We start from the raw sequence: 22,216 nt of genomic DNA on the forward strand, positions 1-22,216 counted from the left end.
TCGCGGAGGCGCACCGGCGCGAGTGGGCGTACGTGCTCGCGGCGACCGTACGGGTCACCCGCGACCTCGATGTGGCCGAGGAGTGCGTGCAGGACGCGTACGTGACCGCGCTGGGCGCGTGGAGCCGGGACGGAGTCCCACGCAACACCGGTGCCTGGCTCACCACCGCCGCGCGAAACCGGGCTCTGGATGTGCTGCGGCGGGACAAACTGTTCCGTACCAAAATGCCTTTGTTGGTGGAGCGAGAGGGCACGGACGCCGAGCCCGCCGGCGGCGACGGCATCCCCGACGACCGCCTGCGCCTCGTCTTCACCTGCTGCCACCCGGCGCTGGCCCGCAGCGCGCAGGTGGCCCTCACGCTGCGCCTTGTCTGCGGCGTGGCGACGCCGGACATCGCGAACGCGTTCCTGGTGTCAGAGGCGACGATGGCCGCGCGGATCACCCGCGCGAAGAAGAAGATCACCGCGGCGGGCATCCCTTACCGGGTACCGTCGCCGGCCGAGCTGCCCGAGCGGCTGGACGCGGTGCTGACCGTGATCCACCTGCTGTACACGACTGCGCACACCGCTCCCACCGGGGAGAGCCTGACCCGCGCCGACCTGGCCACCCGCGCGCTCGACCTGGCCCGCATGCTGCTCGCGCTGATGCCGGACGAGCGCGAGGTGAAAGGGCTGCTCGCGCTGCTGCTGGTCACCGACGCGCGGCGGGCCACCCGGGTGGACGCGGAGGGGCGGCTGCTGCGGCTGGAGGACCAGGACCGGTCGCTGTGGGACCGGGCGGCGATCGAGGAGGGGCACCACCTCGTCGTGGCGGCGCTGCGCGGGGGCGGCGGCCGCTTCGGGCTACAGGCGGCCATCGCGGCGCTGCACGCGACCGCGCCGAGCTACGCGGAGACCGACTGGCCGCAGGTGCTCACCCTCTACGACGCGCTGCTCGCCACCTGGCCCTCGCCCGTGGTCGCGCTCAACCGGGCCATCGCGGTATCGATGGTGCGCGGACCGGAGGCCGCCCTCGCCGACCTCGCCGCGCTGGAGGGCGACGAGCGGCTGGCCGGGTACCGGTACCTGCCCGCCACGAAGGCCGACCTGATGCGCCGGCTCGGACGCCAGGAAGAGGCCGCGGTCGCGTACAAGGCGGCGCTGGAGCTGGCCGACAACGAGGCCGAGCGGGAGTTCCTGGAAACCCGTCTCGCGGAGCTGCGGCCGGCACGCTAGGCGGTCAGCCTTTCCGGTGGCCGCCCGGCGTAAGGTGCGGAGTGTGTCGGAGCTGCTTTCGGTCAACATCGGCGTCCCCATTCGAGCCCGGCTACGAGCGTCGGCGTGACGGGCATCGACAAGCGGCCGGTGGACGGGCCGGTGGATGTACGCGCGCCGGGCCCCCGGGGCTCGGGGCTGGGCGGTGGCCTCGTCGGCGACCGTATCCTCGACGGCCGCAACCACGGCGGCGACGACCAGGCGGTGTACGCGTACGCCCGGGAGGACCTCGACGAGTGGGGTGCCCTGCTGGGCAGGGAGCTGAGCGGCGGCGTGTTCGGGGAAAACCTCACCACGCTCGGCGTCGAGGTGACCGGCGCGCTGATCGGTGAGCGCTGGCGGGTCGGGCCGGAGCTGCTGCTGGAGGTGTCGGTGCCGCGGATCCCGTGCAACACGTTCGCCCACTGGATGTCCGAGCAGGGCTGGATCAAGCGGTTCACCCAGCGGGCCGTGCCCGGGGCTTACCTGCGGGTTGTCGAGCCAGGCCAGATCCGGGCCGGCGACGTGGTCGAGGTGGTCGAGCGCCCGGACCACGACGTGACGATCGGCGTGACGTTCCGGGCGCTGACGCTGGAGCCGGAGCTGCTGCCGCGGCTGCTGAGCGCCGACGCGCTCCCTGAGGAAGCCCTCGCGAAGGCGCGGCGCCGGGTGGCCGCGGCGCGCTAGGCGTCTCGGCCGCGACCGGCTAGGCGGCCAGTGCGTGGGGCTCGGTGGTCCCAGCGGTGGCGAGGGCCAGCGCCCACCGCATCCGCCGCGCCGCGGCCTCGGGGTGCTCGCCGTATTCGGCAGCCATGACGGCGGCGCATCCCGCCGCGCCGCCGCGCACGGACAGGCTCGTGTGGATGGCCCGGGCGACCTGGGCGCCCGTGGGCTGGTCGGAGGGCTGGAGGTCGCTGACGAACAGGGCCTCCGCCCGCATGTGCTCGGTCACTGTGCTCACCGCCTCGCGGAAGTTTTCTGTTGTACGCGATACAGCGTCCCTCGGTTCACCGCTCGCATACATCCGGAGCTTCCCCAGATCAGCACCCTGGGTCAGCGTGAGGGTTCCCCCTGACCCGGCCAGGCCGCCAGGACGAGGTCGACGACTTTCCGCAGCTCGTCGGCGGTGGCGTCGCTGGCCGCCTGGGAGGCGATGCCGTCCGAGACCGTGAAGACGTACCGGGCCAGTGCGGCCGGGTCGGCGCCGGGCGGCAGGTCCCCCTCGTCGCGGGCTCGTTCGAGACGGGCGCGGAGCGCGGCCAGGCCGGCGTTGCGGCGGTCGACCACCGCCCGGCGCACCTGCTCGCACTCGGGGCCGCAGGCCTGCGCGTTGCGGACGCTCAGGCAGCCCGGATGCCCTGAGTCGGTGGTCAGCTCGACCGCCCCGCCCAGGATTCTCGCCACCACGTCCCGGGCGCGCGGCTCGGCCAGCGCGGCGGCGGAGTAGCCGCCCGGCCCGTCGACGTACCGGTCCAGCACCCGGCGGAAGAGCGCCTCCTTGTTGCCGAATGCGCCGTACAGGCTGGGGCGGTTGATGCCCATCGCCGCGGTGAGGTCGGAGAGCGCGGTGCCCTCGTACCCCTGGCGCCAGAACACCTCCAGCGCCCGATCCAGTGCGGCGTCCTCGTCGAACGCGCGCGGCCGCCCACCCGCCATCGCTCACCCCTCCCAAGTTTTTTACCTATCGGTACGTTACTTCTTGACCAGCCCGATCGCGCATCGCTAGTTTCTTACCGCCAGGTACAAAACCAGTGGGGAGACACGCATGCCCAACAGGATCCGGGTCGGGATCGTCGGCGCGAGCACGGCGCGCGGGTGGGCCGCCGCGGCGCATGTGCCGGCGCTGGCCCGCCTCGACGAGTACCAACTCGTCGCCGTCGCCACCACGCGCGAGGCCAGCGCCCGGGCAGCGGCCGAGGCGTTCGGGGCGCGGCACGCCTTCACCGGCGCCGCCGCGCTCGCCAACCACCCCGACGTCGACCTCGTGGTCGTGTCGGTGAAGGCGCCCGACCACGCGCCGGCCGTCCGGGCCGCGATCGAGGCAGGCAAGCAGGTGCTGGTCGAGTGGCCGCTCACGGTCACCGCTGGCGAGGCGGCGGAGCTGGCCGCGGCGGCGGAGGCGGCTCGCCTGCGGCACGCGGTCGTCCTTCAGGTGTACGCCTCGCCCGGTGCTCGCTTCGTTCGCGACCTGGTGCGCGAGGGGCGGATCGGCGAGCTGGCGGCGGTCGCGTTCACCGGCGGCGGGGACCCGCTCGGCGGCAGCCGGATCTACCGGGACCTGGCGTGGGGCACCGCGGCCGGCACCGGCAACGACATACTCACGATCATGGTGGGCCACGCGCTCGCCGCGGTCGAGGTCGTGACCGGCGCCGCGCTCACCGAGGTCTCCGCCGTGACGGCAAGGCACCACGACCGGGTAGGGATAGTGGGGAGCGGCGAGTCGGTCGCGAACGGGGTCGACGGGCAGGTGGTGGTCGCCGGGCTGCTGGACGGCGGCGCGGTCGCCTCGCTCTGCCTACTGGGCGGCAACGCCGCCGCGCCGGACGGCTTCCAGCTGAGGCTCACCGGTACCGAGGGGACGCTGACGGTCACGCCCGCCGACCCCGGCCACTACAGCAACTGGGCCACCTGGCGGGTACGGCTCGCCCCGGCCGGCGGCGAGCCACACGAACTCGCCATCCCAGAGCGGTACCGCCTCGCCCCCGCCGGCCTGCCGGACGGCCCGGTGGCGAGCATCGCCAGCCTGTACCGCCTGCTCGGCGCCGGCTCGGCCGAGCTGGCCACCTTCCACACCGCGGCCCGGTCGCAGCGCACGCTAGAGGCGATCACGCGGGCTGCGGCGACCGGCACGAGGCAGCGGCTCACCACGGCTGCCGTACACACATGAAGTCTCGTCGTCACGCGGTCGAAACACGCTTTGTGACGGTCGACACCTTTCCCGCTTAATCAGAATGATTCTGTCGGACGCGATCTTTACGTTCTCGGAAAGTAGACCTATTCGGTCCGACGTGCGCAGTAGACACCGCTGCCTCGAACCCTTCGAAAGGTATCGACACATGTCTCAGCAGACCGCCACGGGGGCGGACACGAAGGCCGGCGGGCAAGCGGTCGATCCGAGGCGCTGGCTGGCGCTGATGGTCATCGCCATCGCGCAGCTGATGGTGGTGCTCGACGGCACGATCGTCAACATCGCGATGCCGTCGGCACAGGCTGACCTGGGTATCTCCGACGCCAACCGGCAGTGGATCGTCACGGCGTACACGCTGGCGTTCGGTGGTCTCCTGCTGCTCGGCGGCCGGATCGCCGACTACGTGGGACGGCGCCGGATATTCCTCATCGGCTTGATCGGCTTCGCCGTCGCCTCCGCGCTGGGCGGCATCGCCACCAACGCGGGCACACTCTTCGCCGCCCGCGCTCTCCAGGGCGTGTTCGGCGCGCTGCTGGCACCGGCCGCGCTCTCCCTGATCACGGTCACCTTCACCGACGTGAAGGACCGGGCCAAGGCGTTCGGCGTGTTCGGCGCGATCTCCGGCGTGGGCGCCACGATCGGCCTGATCCTCGGCGGCGTGCTCACGGAGTACACCACCTGGCGCTGGTGCCTCCTGGTGAACATCCCGATCGCGCTCGCCGCGTTCGCGCTGGCGTTGCCGATCGTGCGGGAGAGCAAGGCACACGGCAACACGCGGTACGACATCCCCGGCACGATCATGGCGACCGGTGGACTCGTCGCGCTCGTGTACGCGTTCACCAAGGCGGCCGAGGACAGCTGGACGTCCCCGGTGACGCTGGGGTTCTTCGCGGTCGCGGCGGTACTGCTGGTGGGCTTCGTGGTGTTCGAGTCGCGCACCAGCCACCCGCTGCTCCCGCTCCGCGTGGTGCTGCACCGCAACCGCGGTGGCTCGTTCCTCGTCTCGGTGCTCCTGGGCGCCGGCATGATGGGCATGTTCCTGTTCATGACGTACTACTTCCAGGGCACCCTCCAGTACTCCCCGTTGCGCAGCGGCATCGCGTACCTGCCGTTCTCGCTGGCCCTGATCGTCACCGCGATGGTCGCCAGCTCGGTCCTGCCGAAGGTGGGGCCGCGGGCGATGATGTCGGTCGGCGGCCTGCTGGCCACGGCCGGCATGATCTGGCTGACCCAGCTGCGCATCGACTCGTCGTACCTCACGCTGATGCTCCCCGCCCTGGTCATCATGGCGGTCGGCATGGCGCTGGTCTTCGTGCCGCTGGGCAACACCTCGCTGACCGGCGTGGACAACCACGACGCCGGCGTGGCCAGCGCGATGGTCAACACCACCCAGCAGATCGGCGGCTCGCTCGGCGTGGCGCTGCTCAACACGGTGTTCACGACCGCGACGACCTCGTACATCACCGAGAACGGCCCGGCCTCGGCGGCGCTCGGCGCGGTGCACGGCTACAACGTGGCGTTCACGGTGAGTGCGGTGCTGCTGGCGGCGTCGACGGTGCTGACGTTCCTGTTGATCCGCAACACGCGCCAGAACACCGTCCGCGACGGCGAGAGCGACGAAGCGACCGCGCTCGCCCCGGTCCACGTGGGCTGACGCACCATTGAGAGCGAGTGGGCGGGTCCGGGCGGCCCGCCCACTCCCATTTCGCCTCCGGCCCTCGCGGTCACCCGCGCTGCCGCCCGCCGGTGCTCAGCCGGCGGCGCCGTGGGCTTGCAGCTCGGGCTTGGGCTCGCCCCGCGGGCGGCGGTGGTCGGCCCGCCACTCGGCCCCGGCGATCAGCAGCGCGACCGCCGTCGCGGCCGCGGCGGTACAGACCGCGATCATCACCGCTTCCGCGTTCCGGTGGGTGGTGGCGAGCACCGCGAAGTAGAGGCCGGGGAGCAGGGCCGTGCCAACGGCGGCACCTACGCGCTGTCCGGTTTGGAGGGCGCCACCGGCCGCGCCGGCCATCTCTACGGGGACGTTGCGCAGCGTCAGCGTGATGTTCGGAGAGATGACGAGACCGCTGCCCACACCCCCGATGAGCAGGGCCGGCGCGACCGCCCAGGCCGGCGCGTACCGGAGGGTGAGCGCGGTCGCGACGAGGCCCACCACCACCGTGAGCAGTCCGATAACGGTCAGCCGCCGGCCGAGCCGGTTTACCAGGCGGCCGGCGATCACCGCGGCGGCGGCGGAGCCCACCGAGAACGGGGTGACCGCCAGCCCGGAGTGCAGCGGTGACCAGCCGAGACCCTCCTGGAGGTAGAGGGCCAGCACCAGCCAGATGCCGCTGAAGCCGACGAAGTACACGGTGCCCAGCGCGATGCCCCCGGCGTACCCGGGCGTCTGGGTCAGCAGGCGGAGGTCGAGCAGCGGCTGCCGCCCCCGGCGTGCCGTGCGGGCCTCCCACCATAGGAAGGCGCCGATCAGCGCCGCGGCGACCGGAAACAGCCACCACAGCCTGCGCAGGCCCCCGTTCTCCGCCTGTACCAGCGGCAGCATCGCGGTCAGCACCGCGCCGCCGAGCAGGAGTACGCCGGGCGGGTCGAGCTGGCCTCGGACCGAGCCCTCGCCCCGGGTGCGCGGGAGGAGGCGGGCGGCCAGGACAAGCGCGACGAGGCCGATCGGTACGTTGACGAAGAAGATCCAGCGCCAGCTCGCCACCGCCAGGATCAGGCCGCCGAGGACCGGGCCGACCGCGGTGGAGATGCCGATCGTGGCGCCGAAGAGGCCGAACGCCCTCCCCCGCTCGGCGCCGCTGAACAGCTGCTGGATCAGGCCGGAGTTCTGCGGGGCGAGGCTGCCCGACGCGATGCCCTGGGCCAGCCGCGCGATCACCAGGGTCTCGATCGACGGTGCGGCGCCCGCGGCGGCGCTGAAGAGGATGAACGCGGCGAGCGAGAACAGGAACATCCGCCGCCGGCCCAGCGCGTCGCCGAGCCGTCCCGCCGCGACGAGGGTGAGGCCGAAGGTGAGGGCGTACCCGGAGACCACCCACTGCACCGAGGCCGGCGTGGCGTCCAGCTCGCGCAGCATCGACGGCAGCGCCACCGCCACGATGCTGACGTCGAGCAAGGTCATGAACCCGGCGACGAGAGTGACCCAGAGGGCCCGCCAGCGGTGCGGCAGCGGCTGCGTCAAGCGGCTCTCCCAAGCGACGGTGCCCGGACGAAGGTGGCGATCATTCCATGGCTACCACAGATCGGGCGGCCACACCGCGCGCCGCCGATCAGTACGCCTCGCCGACCGCTTCCTCCGGGGTGTGCTGGGCGTGCTGGGCGCGGCGGTTCCACCGGTGCCACACCACCCGCTCACCGTGTCCTGCGGCCATGATGTGCCCGAACGCGAGGAAGACCAGCACGCCCGCGCCGAGCACGGCCGCGGCCACCCAGTAGGGCAGGGCGAGCGAGTGCTCGGCCAGCTTGCCCGCGATGATCGGCGCCGGCGCCGCCGCCCTGGAAGCCAACCGCCGCGCCAGTTGAGCCCTGCTTATTACATTGCTACGCGTCACTACTGTGACTGCATGCGCGGGATGAACCGACTGACTCTTGTAGCGGCAGCAGCGGCCCTGTTCGCGACGGCGGGCTGCGGCGGCGGTGATCCCGCCGCCAGCGCGCCCAGCGCCACACCGCCAGCGACCTCCGCGGCGCCGTCCCCTTCGTCCGCATGCACGCTGGTCAGCACTGACCTGATCCGCTCGACCTTTAAAGAGAATGCCGGCCTCGACGGCGCCCAGAAGACGGAGCCCTTCCAGGACGGCAAGATCTACACGTGCGATTTCCAGGCCGCCGCGCCGTGGTCGTTGTCGGTGAGCGTTCGGGTGTTCACCACACCGTCGCCGGTCGACGAGCTGGTGAGCATCGGCGTCTCCAGCAACCAATTCGCCACCGAGGTCGCTGGCGTCGGCGACGGAGCCGCGTACATCAAACGCTCCAGCGACGTGCTCCAGTTCAGCGCGGTCAAGAAGGACGGCAACACAGCCACCTTCGTGAGCCTGTTGCTGTTTGACGCGACCGACGGCGACGAAACCCGAGCCGCGACCATCGCCAAAGAGGTGCTGTCCAACGCACCCAAACTGGGAAGCTAACCCGCAACGCCCGCACGAAGAATGGCGCGGTGCCGGCCGGGGTTCGGTTGTGAATCGCGGAGGGTGAGGCTGCGGGAGCAGCGGTCTGGACCCAATGCCACTTACCTTAAGTCGATCATGAAGTCGGCCCCATCCGGGGCAGCCTTGACCCGCCCCAAGGACCCGGCCATACCTGGCACTCCGTGCGGCCGTGGAGAATGCCCAGGTCATTGCCTTGATCACTTTGGGCTGGTTGCGTTGGGTCAAGACCGTCGCTCCCGCAGCCTCGCCCTCCGCGGTTCCACAACCCAAGACTCCTCCGCCGGCGGCGCTGGCGGTGAGGGCCAACGACCCCCGCCGATCCGCGCACCGATTAGAGTCGGTCGAATCGTGAACGCTCGACCGGCGCCTTACCCGGACGCTATCCGGCAGATCGTGGTATTTAGCTGTGGCTATAGAGCCTGTGTCTGAACTTGTTGGGGTGGGTTGTGTTAGGGGTGTCGGGCTCGTCGTCGGGTCATGGTGAGGATGGCGGCCCAGTGGGTCATGGTTTCGTGGTGGTCGGTGAGTCGTTCGTAGTCGCGGGCGCAGCGGCGTCGTCGGCTGGTCCAGGCGAAGGTGCGTTCGACGACCCATCGGCGGGGAAGGATTTGTAGGCCGCGGATGGTGGGGTCGCGTCGGACGATCTCGATGGTGATGTCCCATAGTTCTTTCGCGGTGGTGATCAGGGCGTCGACGTGGTAGCCCTTGTCAGCCCACAGGTGTGTGATGCCGTGTCGGTCGGCGTCGGCGAGCAGGGCTCGGGCGGCGTGTTGGTCTTGGACGTTGGCGGGGGTGACTACGACGCCTAGTAGGAGGCCGAGGGTGTCGACGGTGATGTGGCGTTTGCGGCCGTTGACGCGTTTGTAGGGGTCGAAGCCGCTGGTGGAGGTGGGGACGGTGGCTTCGGCTGTTTCGGCCACGGATTGGGAGTCGATGCAGCCGGCGGATGGTTGTGGGTTGCGGCCCAGGGCTTGGCGGAGGTTGGCGCGGAGTCGGTCGGTCAGCTCGATCGTGTTCAGGTTGTCTGACCAGCGGGCGAACAGGCCGTAGACGGTCCGCCAGGGTGGGAAGTCCGCGGGCAGGGCCCGCCATTTCACACCGTTGTCGACCAGGTAGAAGATCGCGTCCAGGACCGCACGCCGGTGATGGCGTTCGGGTCGGCCACCGGAGGGCAGTTGGCAGGCCGGGACCGGTAGCAGCGGCTCCAGGATCGCCCACTGGGCGTCGGTCATGTCGGTCGGATACCGGCGGGTGCGGGTGAGACAACCGCACTGGCACGACACCGCCGTGGCAGGCTTGGCCTCGGTGAGCTGGGCAGGGTTCAATGACATCGCGGGCTCTTGAGGGTGGGTAGGTGTAGGAACCGTCTACCTATCAAGAGCCCGTACCCATACCCCCCACGCCACGCCGAACACCCCTAACACACCACCACCAAACCAGTTCAGACACAGGCTCTATAGCGACAGCTAAATACCACGATCGCTGGCGTGCTCCGACTAGCATGCGGACAAACCGGCTAAAGCGCCCAACCCGAGGTGTCGCTGTGGCCAAGCCCGCGAGATCTAGTCGACTTCCTGTCGTCCTGACGGCAGAAAGTCGACTAGATCCAGAGTTTCCGTCGGGAGGGCGCAGACTCGGCGCCGGAAGTCATTCCGGGGAAAGTCATGGTCGCTATGGCAGCAACAGACTTCCCCAAAGCCCCGACCGGCGCTCAACGACCCGACCCAACCCGGCACTCCGCACAGCCTCGCAGAACGCCCAAGTCATCGCCATGATCAAACTAGGCTGAGTGGCACTGGGTCCGGACCACCACGGACGTCGCGGTAGCTCAATCTCATAGCCTGTGGCGAATGTCCGCGATGCGCGCCGCGCCCACGGGGCTGAGCCTCATGATCCGGTCGTGGCTCTGTCCAGCAACGACCGGACGGTCCGGAGCGCTGGCCGAAACGGTCTATCATCCGCCCGAACGGACATGCCGCACAGGCAGTGGCGTTTGGCGGACAGAGTGTGCGCTTCCGGCCGTCGATCTCCGCTGACCCTCGCAAGTGCAAATGACCATGCGGGCACACAGCAAGGAGAATCCATGACACGTAGAGGTCGGTCGCGCCGTTCCGCGCTGCGAGTGGCTCTCGCCGCGGCCGTCGCGCTCTCGTCGCCACTCCTCCTAAGCTCAACGGGCACGCCGGCATCGGCCACCCCGCCCACGCCCAACGCCGTTGTCACCTGGGACGCTCTCGCCCAGGAGTCCATTTGGGACGTCGCGCAGCAGGGCCCGCACGTGCAGGCTCGCAGCTTCTCGATCATCCACGGCGCGATCTACGACGCGGTCAACGCGATCGCGCGCAAGCCGTACCAGCCGTACCTCGGTGCCCCGCCGGCGACGGGCAGTGAGTCGGTTGACGCCGCAGTGGCGACGGCGGCGTTCCGCACGCTGGAGTGGCTCTTCCCGGCTCAGCAGGCGGCGCTCCAGACGAAGTACGACAACTTCATGGCCGGTGTCCCCAACGGCTCGTCGAAGACGGCCGGCGCGGCGATCGGGCAGAAGACCGCGAACACGATGATCGCGTTCCGGACGAACGACGGCGCGTTCGGCTCGCGCCTGTGGCGGGAGGGCACCGGTCCCGGCCAGTGGCGCCGTACCCCGCCCGGGTTCGGCTCGGACGGCGGCTGGGTGATGGACCTGAAGCCGTTCCTGATTCCGGACGCGACGATGTTCACCACGTCCGGCCCGCCGGCGCTGACCAGCGCGCAGTACACGCGGGACTTCAACGAGGTCAAGGCGATCGGTGCGGCGAACAGCACCATCCGTACCCCCGACCAGACCGACTCCGCGCGGTGGTGGCACGACCGCAGGCTCACCGAGTGGGAGATCAAGCGGCAGCTCGCCGTCAAGAACCGGCTGACCAACCTGCAGGCGGCGCGGATGTTCGCGATGGTCGACATGACCGAGATGGACGCGCTCATCGCCTGCTACTACGAGAAGTACCGGTGGAGCTTCTGGCGCCCGTTCACCTCGATCCCCGAGGCGGGCACCGACGGCAACCCGAACACGGTGGCCGACCCTGCCTGGACGCCGCTGCTCATCACGCCGCCGCACCCTGACTACACCTCCGGCCACGCCTGCTTCACGGCCGCGTCGATGGGTGCTCTGGCGTACTTCTACGGCACCGACCGGATGTCCTTCAGCGCGACGAGCGCCGACACCGGCACCACCCGGCACTTCGACCGCTTCTCCGAAGCGGTCGCCGAGGTCATCGAGGCCCGGATCTGGGGTGGCATCCACACCCGTACCGCTGACGTGCAGGGCGCGCTCATCGGCGCCAGGACGCTGGCGTACATGATTCCGCGCTACTTCAGGCCGACCCGCTAGGCCTAAGAGGAGGGCCGGGCCATAGGTCCGGCCCTCCTCGCCGTCTACGCTCTAGATCGTGCGCATCGGCACCTACAACGTGGAAAACCTCTTCAACCGCGCCCGAGCCCTCGACCAGCGCACCTGGTCGGCCGGGCGGCCCGCGCTGGAGGCGTACGAGCAGATCAGCGAGCTCCTCGAAGAGCCGCTGTACACACCGGACATCCAGGCCGGCATCCTGCGGCTGTTGCGCAGGCTCGACCTGCTGAACAGCGACACGGCCAAGTTCGCCCGCCTGCGGCAGAACCGCGGCCGCCTGCTCCGCCGCTCCAAAAAGGACGGCGTGCTGGTGGTGGCGAGGGGGCGCGGCGACTGGATCGGCTGGGTCGAGCTGACCACGGACCGCGTCGACGAGCAGGGCATGCTGAACACCGCGCGGGTCATCCACGACGTCGGCGCGGACATCCTCGGCGTGATCGAGGCGGAAAACCGCATCGCCCTCAAGCGCTTCACCGACGCCGGCCTGCTTGTCGGCGGCGCGCCGAGGTACCCGCAAGTGATGGTCGTGGACGGCAACGACGAGCGCGGTATCGACGTGGGCGTGCTCGCCACCGGCGCGTACCCGCTTGTCTCCCAGCGCAGCCACGTGGACGACACCGACGAGGTGGGACGCGTGTTCAGCCGCGACTGCCCGGAGTACCACTTCGCCACCCCGAGCGGCGGCCGGCTCGTCGTGCTGGTCAACCACCTGAAGAGCAAGGGCTATGGCGGCAAGATCGCCTCGGACACCACCCGCCGCCGCCAGGCGAGCCGCATCGCGCAGATCTACCGCGACCTGGTGGCGGACGGCATCACGGACGTGGCGGTGGTCGGCGACCTCAACGACACCCCGGAGAGCGAGCCGCTGGCCCCGCTGCTGACCGGCACGGACCTGCGCGACGTCTCGACCCACCCGTCCTTCGAGGACGGTGGACGCCCCGGGACGTACGGCTACTGCACGGCCCGCAACAAAATCGACTACGTGCTGCTGTCGCCGTCGCTGTGGGCGCGCACGAAGGGCGGCGGCATCTTCCGCAAGGGCGTCTGGGGCGGCAAGCGCGGCGTGCTGTGGCCCATCTACGACACGATGACCAAGGCTGTACACGCCGGCTCCGACCACGCCTGCATCTACGCCGACATCGACCTCTAGATTTTTGAGCTACCGCGATGTCCGCGGTGGTCCGGACCGCTGCTCCCGCGGCCTCACCCTCCGCGATTCACAACCGAACCCCGGCCGGCGCGGCCGGCACCGCGCCATCCGCCAGATCGGTGGAGGGTCAGCGGAGGCTGGTGGCCGCGCGGAGGTGGTCGAAGATGATCTGGTCGACGGGTGAGACGCGGTGGCGGTCGGCGTGCGTGAGCCAGGCGACTTCCTCGATCTCGCTGCTGGCGCGCAGTACGCCCGCGTAGTCGGCGGTGTAGCAGGTCATCCGGACTGTGATGCCGGTCGCGTGCCCGTGCGCCTGCGCCTCGAAGGTGCCGAGGTGCGCGGCGCTGTCCGGCGCAATCGCCACGCTCAACTCTTCGCGTATCTCCCGGACCAGCGTGTCGACGTCGCTCTCGCCCGGCTCCCGTTTGCCACCCGGGAGGTAGTACACGTCCTTGCTCTTGGATCGGGTGCTGAGGACCGCACCCTCGACGAGGTGGATCCACGCGATCTTGTCGATGACGGCCACCCGCCCATCATCAGAGTGGCCGCGCCGGCGATCAAGGGCCTTGCCGCCGGGTGGGCCTCTGGTCCTGGATGATGCTGGTCCCACAGCGACCGCGCGGACCCGGTTCCTTTGATCGGTTCGGTCGGGTGCGCGAAAGATCGTGGTATCCAACCGCCCCCAGAGAGGCAGTTCGATACCACGATCTGCCGGACGGCTGCCCGCTTGAAGATCTCTAGTCGGCGGTACAGGTCGTGTCGTTGAGGGTGGCGGTGGTCGGGGGTGGGTTCGTGCCGCTGTACGTGGCCTGGAAGCCGAACGTCGCGTTGCCGCCAGCGGGGATGGTCGTGTTCCAGTCCTGGTTTGTCGCGGAAACCTGGGTGCCGCTCTGGGTGACCGTCGCGTTCCAGGCGTTGGTGATCGCCTGGTCGCCCGCGAACTCGAACCGCGCCGTCCACCCGCTCACCGGTGCCGCGCCGGCCGTGACCTTCATTTCGGCGACGAAGCCGTCCTGCCACTGGTTGCTTACCGCGTAGCGGAAGGTGCACAAGGCCGTGCCCACCGTCTGCGTCGTCGCCGCGGCCTGCGTGGTGGGCGCGGGCGGCCGGGTGGTCGGCGCCGGCGGCGTGGCCTGCGGCGGCCGCGTTGTCTGGGCGGGCGGCCTCGGCGCGGGCGGCGTGGTCTTCGCGGGCGGTGTCGTCTGGGCGGGCGCTGCCGTCTGGGCGGGCGGCGAGGTGGGGCGGCCCGCGTAGCTGAGGCCGAAGCCGTACGGGAACAGGGCCGGCTTGCCGTCGCCGGCGTTGATGGGCTGCTGGGCCACGTTGCGCATCCAGGTCATCGGCAGCTTCGCGCTCGGGTTGTAGTCGCCGAACAGTACGTCCGCCACGCCCTGCCCCTCGGTGCCGGGCAGCCACGCGGCGACCAGCGCCGCCCACCCGCCGACCTGCGCGGCGATGTCCAGCGGGCGGCCCGAGACCAGGACCACGATCACGGGTACGCCCGACGCGCGCAGCCGCGACAGCACCCGCAGGTCGGCGCTGTCCAGCCCCATCGCACCGGTGCGGTCGCCCTGTCCCTCGGCGTACGGGGTCTCCCCCACCACCGCGATCGCCGCCCGGTACGAGGAGTCGATGCCGGTGCCGTCCCGGTTGTACGTGACGGTGGCGCCCGAGCCGACCGTCTTGCGGATGCCCTGAAGGATCGTGGTACCCGGCGTGATGTTGCCGGCCGAGCCCTGCCACGAGATCGTCCAGCCGCCGGACTGGAGGCCGATGTCGTCGGCGCTCTTGCCGGCCACGAAGATCTTGCCGCCGCCCTTGGCGAGCGGCAGGACCTTGCCCTCGTTCTTGAGCAGCACCTGCGAGCGGCGTACGGCGTCGCGGGCCAGGTCGCGGTGCGCCTGGTTGCCCACCGTGGGGGTGAGCGCGCGGTCGGTGAAGCGCCGCTCGAAGAGGCCCAGCTCGAACTTCTTGGTCAGGATGCGGCGGTTGGCGTCGTCGATCCGCTCGATCGGGATGCGGCTGGCGTCCACCTCGTTGCGCAGCAGTTGGAGGAACTGCCTGTAGTCCGTCGGCACCATCACCATGTCGATGCCCGAGTTGATGGCGGTGGCGATCTCCGCACCGGTGAAGCCGCGCTGCCCGTCGATCTGGTCGATGCCGGCCCAGTCGGAGACCACGAACCCGGTGAAGCCCAACTCGCCCTTGAGCAGGTCGGTGAGCAGTCGCCCGTGGCTGTGCAGCTTCTGCCCGTTCCAGCTGCTGAAGGAGACCATGATCGAGCCGACGCCCTGCGAGATGGCCGCCTGGAACGGAGGCAGGTGTACGGCCCGCAGCTCCGCCTCGGAGATTTCGGTGTTGCCCTGGTCGCGACCGCCGCTCGTGCCGCCGTCGCCGACGTAGTGCTTGGCCGTGGCAAGGATCGACGTGGGCCCGCCGAGGTCGCCGCCCTGGAGCCCGCCGATGATCGAGGTCATCGCGGTCGGGATCTCGGCCTGCTCACCGAACGACTCGTACGTGCGCCCCCACCTGTCGTCGCGCGCCACACAGACGCACGGCGCGAACGTCCAGTCGATGCCGGTGCCGGCGACCTCCTCCGCGGTGGCCCGGCCGACCGCCTGTACGAGCCCCGCGTCCCGGGTGGCGCCGAGGCCGATGTTGTGCGGGAAGATCGTCGCGCCGCGCACGTTGTTGTGCCCGTGCACGGCGTCGATGCCGTAGATGATCGGGATGCCCAGCGGCGTGGCCTGCGCCGCGCTCTGAAACCCGTCGTACATGTCCGCCCACCCGGTCGGGCTGTTGTCGGCCGGCGCCGAGCCGCCGCCGGAGAGGACCGAGCCGATCCGGTACGCCGCGATGTCCTGCGGGCTGGTCAGCGCGGCCCGGTCCACCTGGGCGAGCTGGCCGAGCTTGTCTTCCAGCGTCATCCGCCCGAGCAGGTCGGCGACCCGGGCCGGCACCGGCTGCGCCGGGTCCTGGTACACCGGAGCGGCCCGGCCCGCCGTCGCGCCCGCGTCGTGCGCCGGCCCGACGAGATCCAGCGCCGAGGCGACGAGCGTGGCCGCGGCCAGGCACACGCAGACGACCGTGACCGCGATCATCGTGCGCCCGTGGCCGTCCAGGCGCGGGATCTTGCGGTGCTGCGCCGGAGCGTTGGGCTCCTCGTCCTCGGTGGGGGGTGTCGCGGGCATGCGGGACTCCTTGGTGGACAAGCCGAGTTTGCCGCCGATCAGGTACCGACGGAAGTGCCCTTGATCCCGCAGTGACCCGAATCTATGCGCATCCCCGCGACGGGTCAACCCGGCTGTTGATCAGGGACTTCGTGTGGCGACACGCCGCCCGACACACCCACCAACTCCCTGATCAACAGCAGGAACTGGGGGGTGCGCTGGTCGCGGACAATGCGAGCATGGGGGAGCTGGATGGGCTTGGAGTTATTGGGATTGCGCACTTGCGGGGTGGGGGTTGGGGGCGGTGCGCACTGGGTTGGCGATGTTGTACGTGCGGGGGGCCGTGAGCGCTCGCGACGGTACTGTTCGGCGTAGTGGTCGGGTGCCGCGCGGGGCCGAGCCGCTGGAGTTGGCGCTGTTCGGGGCCTTGGAGGGCGAGCTGCGGCCGCGCCAGCTCGCCGACCGGCAGTGGGTGCGGGAGGCGATCGGCGACGTCCGGCGGGACCTGATCCGCCGCGGGCTGGTCCGACCGCAGCGGCGCCGGGTGCTGCTGCCGCTGGCCCTGGTGGTCGTACCGCCGTGGCTGCTGGGACGGCTCATCGAAGTGGTCAGCGTCCACATCGGACTCCTGACGAGCGTGGTGCTGGTCGCCGTCGCCTGCTGGTTCCTGCCGCGGCGTACCCTCGCCGGCGCCCGCGCGCTGCGCCAGCTCCAGGCCCGGTACCCCGCGCCGACCGACTCGGACCGCGTGACGCCTGATGGCATCGGGCCGGCTGTCGCCCTCTACGGCCCGGCGGCCCTGGTCGCCACAATGCCGCGCTTCGCCCGCGAGGCCGGCCTAACGCGCTTCGGCGGCACCGACGCGGCCTAGCGGCCTTACGCCGGGGCCGCAGAGCAAGCGAAGCCCGCGAGGCGGCCTTACGCGCTTCGGCGCCGCCCACGCGCCATGGCGGCCTGACGCCGGGGGTGACGCGGCGTAGCCGCTTTAGGTGGGGCTGGGGAGCCAGCGGAGGACGAGCGCGAGTGCCTCGTCCAGGCTTGTCGGGCGGGCGATCGCCGGGGGCAGGCCGGCCCGGGGCCAGCCGGGCCCGGCGGCGGCGACAAGCGGGGTGCCGCGGAGGCTGTTCAGCTGGGTCGGGTCGGCAGTGGACGGTGCGTGCGACCAGAGCACCACGACGGTCGGTCCGAGGCGGCCGACCACGGCGGCGAGCGCGCGGGGTGGGACGCGGGCGCCGAGCAGCAGCGAGCGGTGCCCGCGCTCGGCGAGCGCGGCCGCGAGGGCCTCGACCGGGAGGCTGTGCTGCTCCTCCTCGGCGCAGGCGAGCAGGGTACGCGGGGCGGGCGCGCCGGCCGGGCGGGGCACCGCGGCGAGGGCGTCGGAGGCCGTGCGGGACAGCAGGTGCTCGACCTCGACGAGGGCACCGCTGGCGGCGTGCCGCTCGCCGACGCCGGCCAGCACCGGGCGGAGCAAATGGTCCCAGGTGTGCACCACGCCGCGTTCCCGGATCATGCGGGTGATCACACTGGACATCGTGGCGACGTCGAGGCGCATCGCGGCCCGGGCCAGACCGCGGGCCTCCGGGCCGGCACCGCCGACCGGGATCGTGTTTCCGCCACCGGCGCGGGCGCTGGGAATGCCCGCCGCGGCGGGCCGCTCGGACACGTCGAGCGGGTGGACCGCGAGCGCGGCTCGGGCCGCCTCGGCGGCGGGCATGCCCTCGCCGGTGAGGCGACACATCACCTCGAGGCGGGACAGGTCCTCCCCCGTGTACCGCCGGTGGTGGCGGGCCTCGTGCTGGTCCGGGCCCAGCCCGTACCGCCGGTGCCAGCTGCGCAGTGTGGTGACCGCGACACCGAGCCGGCGGGCCACCTCGCCCGCGCTCAGACCGTCTTCGGCCACAGTGCCCACGGCGTCAGGGTAACGTACGGTAGAGTCGCCATTGCGTCGCTTGTTGCATCGATAGCGTCACAGGATCGATAGCGTCACAGCATCGATTGACCGCTTGCGAGAGAGGGGCAGGATGGACCCGGCACTTGCCGCCGCGTACGCGCGCTGCCGTGCCCTGCACCGCCGGCACGGCCGCAGCTACTACCTGGCCACCCGGCTCCTGCCCGCCTGGAAGCGCCGCCACGTCCACGCGCTGTACGGGTTCACCCGCTACGCCGACGAGATCGTCGACCGTACCGACGGGCTCTCCGGCGCCGAGCGTGCCCGGCAGCTGCGCGACTGGTCCGACCGCTTCCTGGCCGGGCTGGCCGGCGAGCGGGTGGACGATCCACTCCTGCCCGCGGTGCTGCACACCATCGAGGTCTTCGCCATGGACCGGGACGACTTCGGCACGTTCCTCGCGAGCATGGCGATGGACCTGGCGGTGCGCGAGTACGCGACGTACGACGAGCTGCTGTCCTACATGGAGGGTTCGGCGGCCGCGATCGGCGCGATGATGCTACCGATCCTGGAGCCGGCCGACCGCGCGCTGGCCCGCGAGCCGGCCCGCCAGCTCGGCCTCGCGTTCCAGCTCACGAACTTCATCCGCGACGTCGCCGAGGACCTCGACCGGGACCGGGTGTACCTGCCCCGCGCCGACCTCGCGATTTTCGGCCTCACCCGGGCCGACCTCCGCGCGGCCGCGGACCGCCGCGCCGCCACACCCGCCATCAAGGCCCTCGTCGCGTACGAGGTGGGGCGCGCCCGAGAGCACTACGCCTCGGCCGCGCCCGGGGTGCCGATGCTGGCCCCCACGTCGCAGGCGTGCATCCGGGCCGCTTTCCACCTGTACGGCGGGATCCTCGACGAGGTCCAGCGCGCCGGGCACGACGTCTTCACGCGCCGGGCCGTGGTGCCCAACCGGCGGCGCCTGGCGATGGTGGCCCGCTGCCTGCTCACGCCGCCCGGTACGCCGGTCGGGCTGCCCGCGGCGCGGCGGCCCTGAAATGCGGACCGCTGTCGTCCTCTTCACCCGCGACCTGCGCGTGCGGGACAACCCGGCGCTGCACGACACCTGCGCCTCGGCCGAGCGGGTGGTACCTCTTTTCGTGGTCGACCCGAGCATCCGCTCCTCCCCCAACCGGCAGCGCTTCCTCGCGCAGTGCCTGGCCGACCTGCGCGAGTCGCTCCGCGCGCGCGGCGGCGACCTGGTCGTCCGGCAGGGCGACCCGGTTCGCGAGGCGGTGCGGGTGGCCCGCCAGGTGGGCGCTTCCGGGATCGGGCTGGCCGCCGACCACAGCGCGTATGCGGCCGCCCGCCAGCGCCGCCTCGCCGAAGCCTGCGAGGCGGAACGGCTGGCGCTGACGCTCTTCGACGGCGTGACGATCGTGCCGCCCGGTGCCCTGAAGCCCACGGGCGGCGGCGACCACTACCGGGTCTTCACGCCGTACTGGCGGGCGTGGCAGGACGCCCGCCGCCGCAAGGTGCTCGGCGCACCGGGCCGTATCGCGTTGCCGGACAAGCTGGCGGCGGGCCGCCTCCCGTCCGCGTCTGTGAAGGGCGGGTCCCCGGACGTGGTGGCGGGCGGCGAGAGCGCGGCCCGGGAGCGGCTCACCGCCTGGCGGCGGCGGGCCAATGAGTACGCGAAGGGCCACGACGACCTCGCCGGCGACCGTACGTCGCGGCTCAGCCCGTACCTCCACTTTGGATGCGTCTCGCCGCTCGACGTCGAATCCGAAGTGGACTCCCCGGAGTTCGTGCGGCAGCTGTGCTGGCGGGACTTCTACCACCAGGTGCTCGCCGGCTTCCCGGAGCTGCCCCGGCGCGCGTACCGCCGCGGCGTCACCGAGGACTGGCGGGACGACCCGGCCGCGCTCGACGCGTGGAAGGAAGGGCGGACCGGCGTGTCCATCGTGGACGCCGGCATGCGCCAGCTGGTCGCCGAGGGCTTCATGCACAACCGGGCCCGGCTCATCACCGCCAGCTACCTGACCAAGCACCTGTGGGTGGACTGGCGGGAGGGGCCGCGTGGTTCGCCCACTGGCTGCTGGACGCCGACATCGCCGACAACTGGGGCAACTGGCAGTGGGTGGCCGGTACCGGCAACAACCCGAGGCCGAACCAGCGGTTCAACCCCGAGCGGCAGGCCACGCGCTTCGACCCGGATGGCCGGTACCGCGAGCGGTACCTCGGCAGCCGGCCAGAGAGCGGCCGGCAAAAGAGCGGCCGGCAAAAGAGCGGCCGGCCAGGGAGCGGGTAGCTCCCTGGCCGGCGGAGGGGGTTCAGTTGACGATCTGCTCGCAGTTGGTGTAGGTGTCGCTGCCGCCCTCGCCCTCGCAGAGGTCGGTCACCGCGCCGGTCGTCTCGGCCTGGCCGGTCCCACCATCCAGGTCGTCCCCACCGTCGCCACCCAGGAGGGTGTCGCTGTCGGCCTCGCCGTTGAGGTCGTCGGCGCCGATCTGGCCGTCGATGTAGTCCTCGCCGTCGCCACCGAAGATCGTGTCGCTGTCACCGAACGTGGTGGTCGGCGAGCCCGAGTCGCCCCAGATGAAGTCCGGGCCGGGGCCGCCGAAGATGAGGTCCTCGCCGCGCCCGCCGTACACGTTGTCGACGCCGCCGCGGGCGCAGATCGTGTCGTCGCCGCCCCGCCCGTCGATCACGTCGTTGCCGTCGGTACCGATGATGACGTCGTCGCCGGCCGTGCCGGTGTTTCCGCTGACCGTCTCCTGCTGCCCGTTGCAGGTGACCACCGCGAACGCCGGCGACGGCACCGCCACCGCCGCCGTGGCCAGCGCCACGATGGCCGCGGCGACAAATCCGATCCGTCGTACCATTTCTGCTCCTCTGGTCCCAGGCCAGCACCCCAACGGCGCGGCCTCAGGCCAGACTCCGGACCGACCTCAGCGCCACATCACCACGCGGTCATCATGGGCCTTCTTCGCTAGGGACGGGGAAGATTTGAGCTACCGCGATGTCCGCGGTGGTCCGGACCGCTGCGCGGGGTCCCCGGGGAAACGTGGAGCGCAGCGGAGCGTTTTCTTGGGGTGCTTTCCCGCGGCCTCACCCTCCGCGGTCCACAACCGCGCTGGCCGCGCCTACGACGACACGTGCGTCAGGCGGCGCGGGCCCAGTGGGAGCGGACCGCGCTCGCGGCCGAGAGCACCCGAATACTGGCGTCGCGCGCGGTCAGGCCGGCTCGCGTGGCGGGGATCAAGAGCGCGGCGCCGCGGGCCACGCCGCGCTGGCGGGGGTCGACGAGCGTGCGGTGGCGCGACTCGTACGCGGCGAGGGCGGCACCGTGGTCGTGCGGGTGGGCGGCCAGGGCATCGGCCAGCGTGGCGGCGCCGGCCATGGCGAGCGTCGAGCCGTCGCCGAAGAGTGACACGCACGACGCCGCGTCGCCGAGCAGCGTGACGCGGCCGTTGGACCACCGTGGCAGCCGCACTTGGCAGACACCGTCGAGATACAGGTCGGGCGTCGTCCGTACAACATCGAGAAGCTCAGGCACCCGCCAGCCGGCGTCCGCGTATGCGTCGGTGACCAGCGTCCTGTGCCGCGCGATGTCCCTATGGTCGAGGCCCGGCACCGCCGGGCCGCGAAACATGAACGCGGCGAGCGCCCGCCCGCGCGACGGGTGGATGGCGACCGTGCGGCCGGGGGCGGTCCACATCGTCACGTCGCGGCCGCCCTCGGGCTCGCCGGGAAGCGGCGCCGTGGCGATGTGGAGACCGAGGTGGCGCACGAACGCCGCCTCCGGGCCGAACGCCAGCCGCCGCACCGCCGAGTGCAGCCCGTCCGCGCCCACGACCAGGTCGAAGCGGCGCGGCGCGGCGTGCGCGAACGTGACGTCGACCCCGCCCGCGTCCTGGTCGAGGGCGGTGACGTGGTCGCCGAACACGTATTCGACAGTGTCCCGGCCTGCCTCGTAGAGGATCGTGGCGAGGTCGCCGCGGGGTAGCTCGACCTCGCCGCGCCGCGCGGACCCCATCGGGATCCGCCCCACACGGCGGCCACGGGAGTCCACGAAGGTGAGGCCGGTGACGGCGGTGGCCGCGGCGCGGAGGTCGGGCACCACGCCCATCCGCTCGGCGACGGCGAGGGCCGGGCCGCGCACGTCGACCGGGCTGCCGCTGGAACGTGGGGCGCCGGCCCGCTCCACCACGGTGGGCCGCAGGCCGGCGCGGGCCAGCCAGTACGCGAGGGTGGGGCCGGCGATGCCCGCCCCGGAGATCAGCACAGTACGCATGCATTTGACGGTAGCTGCACTCAGTGCAGAGTTGCAACGAGTGCAGA

17 protein-coding genes and 3 pseudogenes are annotated in these 22,216 nt (G+C 71.4%); 10 read left to right on the forward strand and 10 right to left on the reverse strand.

The window, feature by feature from the left end; translation table 11 throughout:
- The first annotated feature begins 32 nt into the window (after window positions 1–32).
- The gene (locus Pflav_RS18370; protein WP_173042508.1) at window positions 33–1,214 is read left to right on the forward strand and encodes an RNA polymerase sigma factor; all 1,182 of its coding nucleotides are present in this window, start codon (window positions 33–35) and stop codon (window positions 1,212–1,214) included.
- Between the two features lie 43 nt (window positions 1,215–1,257).
- Window positions 1,258–1,919 (forward strand): annotated as a pseudogene (locus Pflav_RS18375) (MOSC domain-containing protein).
- A 19-nt stretch (window positions 1,920–1,938) separates the two neighbouring features.
- Here the strand turns inward: Pflav_RS18375 and Pflav_RS18380 are convergent.
- Complete coding sequence (locus Pflav_RS18380) at window positions 1,939–2,184, reverse strand: hypothetical protein (RefSeq protein ID WP_332107772.1); 246 nt, start codon at window positions 2,182–2,184, stop codon at window positions 1,939–1,941.
- A gap of 101 nt (window positions 2,185–2,285) precedes the next feature.
- Window positions 2,286–2,888, reverse strand: a complete 603-nt coding sequence (locus Pflav_RS18385) for a TetR/AcrR family transcriptional regulator (protein ID WP_173037246.1) — start codon at window positions 2,886–2,888, stop codon at window positions 2,286–2,288.
- 109 nt (window positions 2,889–2,997) lie between these two features.
- On the opposite strand from Pflav_RS18385, the gene Pflav_RS18390 reads away from it, so the two are divergent.
- Together Pflav_RS18390 and Pflav_RS18395 are read left to right on the forward strand one after the other, a co-directional pair.
- Entirely contained in the window at window positions 2,998–4,119 is a 1,122-nt protein-coding gene (locus tag Pflav_RS18390) for a Gfo/Idh/MocA family oxidoreductase (protein ID WP_173037247.1), read from the forward strand.
- 169 nt (window positions 4,120–4,288) lie between these two features.
- Entirely contained in the window at window positions 4,289–5,794 is a 1,506-nt protein-coding gene (locus tag Pflav_RS18395) for an MFS transporter (RefSeq protein WP_173037248.1), read from the forward strand.
- Between the two features lie 96 nt (window positions 5,795–5,890).
- On the opposite strand, the gene Pflav_RS18400 is transcribed toward Pflav_RS18395, so the two are convergent.
- Both Pflav_RS18400 and Pflav_RS18405 read right to left on the reverse strand, forming a co-directional pair.
- Window positions 5,891–7,321, reverse strand: a complete 1,431-nt coding sequence (locus Pflav_RS18400; RefSeq protein ID WP_232071588.1) for an MFS transporter — start codon at window positions 7,319–7,321, stop codon at window positions 5,891–5,893.
- A gap of 88 nt (window positions 7,322–7,409) precedes the next feature.
- Window positions 7,410–7,646 carry a hypothetical protein gene (locus tag Pflav_RS18405; protein ID WP_232071590.1) on the reverse strand — a complete coding sequence of 79 codons (237 nt, stop codon included), beginning with the start codon at window positions 7,644–7,646 and terminating at the stop codon, window positions 7,410–7,412.
- A gap of 57 nt (window positions 7,647–7,703) precedes the next feature.
- On the opposite strand from Pflav_RS18405, the gene Pflav_RS18410 reads away from it, so the two are divergent.
- Complete coding sequence (locus tag Pflav_RS18410; RefSeq protein ID WP_173037249.1) at window positions 7,704–8,267, forward strand: hypothetical protein; 564 nt, start codon at window positions 7,704–7,706, stop codon at window positions 8,265–8,267.
- Between the two features lie 470 nt (window positions 8,268–8,737).
- Here Pflav_RS18410 and Pflav_RS18415 read toward each other — a convergent pair whose 3' ends face one another.
- On the reverse strand, window positions 8,738–9,619 hold the full coding sequence (locus Pflav_RS18415; RefSeq protein ID WP_197938625.1) for an IS5 family transposase: 882 nt from the start codon (window positions 9,617–9,619) through the stop codon (window positions 8,738–8,740).
- A 752-nt stretch (window positions 9,620–10,371) separates the two neighbouring features.
- Here Pflav_RS18415 and Pflav_RS18420 point away from each other — a divergent pair.
- Both Pflav_RS18420 and Pflav_RS18425 read left to right on the forward strand, forming a co-directional pair.
- Window positions 10,372–11,658 carry a vanadium-dependent haloperoxidase gene (locus Pflav_RS18420; protein ID WP_173037250.1) on the forward strand — a complete coding sequence of 429 codons (1,287 nt, stop codon included), beginning with the start codon at window positions 10,372–10,374 and terminating at the stop codon, window positions 11,656–11,658.
- 58 nt (window positions 11,659–11,716) lie between these two features.
- Entirely contained in the window at window positions 11,717–12,826 is a 1,110-nt protein-coding gene (locus Pflav_RS18425; RefSeq protein ID WP_173037251.1) for an endonuclease/exonuclease/phosphatase family protein, read from the forward strand.
- 127 nt (window positions 12,827–12,953) lie between these two features.
- On the opposite strand, the gene Pflav_RS18430 is transcribed toward Pflav_RS18425, so the two are convergent.
- Complete coding sequence (locus Pflav_RS18430; protein WP_173037252.1) at window positions 12,954–13,352, reverse strand: NUDIX hydrolase; 399 nt, start codon at window positions 13,350–13,352, stop codon at window positions 12,954–12,956.
- 211 nt (window positions 13,353–13,563) lie between these two features.
- Window positions 13,564–16,017, reverse strand: coding sequence for a glycoside hydrolase family 3 N-terminal domain-containing protein (locus tag Pflav_RS18435; protein WP_197938626.1), 2,454 nt, complete (start codon window positions 16,015–16,017; stop codon window positions 13,564–13,566).
- Window positions 16,018–16,288: 271 nt separating this feature from the next.
- On the opposite strand from Pflav_RS18435, the pseudogene Pflav_RS18440 reads away from it, so the two are divergent.
- A pseudogene (locus Pflav_RS18440) lies at window positions 16,289–16,867 on the forward strand (TIGR04222 domain-containing membrane protein); the annotation flags it as partial.
- A 114-nt stretch (window positions 16,868–16,981) separates the two neighbouring features.
- Here Pflav_RS18440 and Pflav_RS18445 read toward each other — a convergent pair.
- Window positions 16,982–17,896 (reverse strand): MerR family transcriptional regulator, encoded by a 915-nt coding sequence (locus Pflav_RS18445; protein ID WP_173042512.1) that lies wholly within the window; start codon window positions 17,894–17,896, stop codon window positions 16,982–16,984.
- 121 nt (window positions 17,897–18,017) lie between these two features.
- On the opposite strand from Pflav_RS18445, the gene Pflav_RS18450 reads away from it, so the two are divergent.
- Window positions 18,018–18,929, forward strand: coding sequence for a phytoene/squalene synthase family protein (locus Pflav_RS18450; RefSeq protein WP_173037254.1), 912 nt, complete (start codon window positions 18,018–18,020; stop codon window positions 18,927–18,929).
- Window position 18,930: 1 nt separating this feature from the next.
- Window positions 18,931–20,183 (forward strand): annotated as a pseudogene (locus Pflav_RS18455) (cryptochrome/photolyase family protein).
- 22 nt (window positions 20,184–20,205) lie between these two features.
- On the opposite strand, the gene Pflav_RS18460 reads toward Pflav_RS18455, so the two are convergent.
- Complete coding sequence (locus tag Pflav_RS18460) at window positions 20,206–20,757, reverse strand: calcium-binding protein (RefSeq protein WP_173037255.1); 552 nt, start codon at window positions 20,755–20,757, stop codon at window positions 20,206–20,208.
- 278 nt (window positions 20,758–21,035) lie between these two features.
- Window positions 21,036–22,169, reverse strand: a complete 1,134-nt coding sequence (locus Pflav_RS18465) for an FAD-dependent monooxygenase (protein WP_173037256.1) — start codon at window positions 22,167–22,169, stop codon at window positions 21,036–21,038.
- Window positions 22,170–22,216: the final 47 nt, after the last annotated feature.

This window comes from Phytohabitans flavus (assembly GCF_011764545.1).
In the GTDB taxonomy this organism is placed as follows: Bacteria; Actinomycetota; Actinomycetes; order Mycobacteriales; family Micromonosporaceae; genus Phytohabitans; species Phytohabitans flavus.